This is a genomic window from Halomonas sp. ND22Bw, from assembly GCF_003011945.1.
GTDB classification, from domain to species: Bacteria; Pseudomonadota; Gammaproteobacteria; order Pseudomonadales; family Halomonadaceae; genus Halomonas; species Halomonas halophila.
In genome coordinates, this window is record NZ_PXWD01001723.1 from 1 (window position 1) to 238 (window position 238).

Annotated in this window: 1 protein-coding gene; it reads left to right on the forward strand. The window is 75.2% G+C overall.

What is annotated here, in order from left to right:
• Nucleotides 1-238 (forward strand): chromate transporter (locus CVH10_RS24175; protein ID WP_181244753.1); only part of this gene is annotated, 238 nt, incomplete at both ends.

The following is a 238-nucleotide window of genomic DNA, read 5'->3' on the forward strand; positions in this document are numbered from 1 at the left end:
CCCGGCCAGCAGCCAGGTCGGCTTCGCCCTGGGCCTGCTGCGAGGCGGCCCGCTAGGCGCCCTGGCCGCCTGGGCAGCTTTCACCCAGCCCTCGGCGCTGCTGCTGATGGCCATCGCGCTGGGCGCGGGAAGCCTGTCCGGCCCGCTCGGCGACGGCCTGCAGCATGGCCTGAAGGAGGTGGCGGTAGCCATCGTCGCCCATGCCGTCTGGGGCATCGCAGGCCGCCTGTGCCCCGAC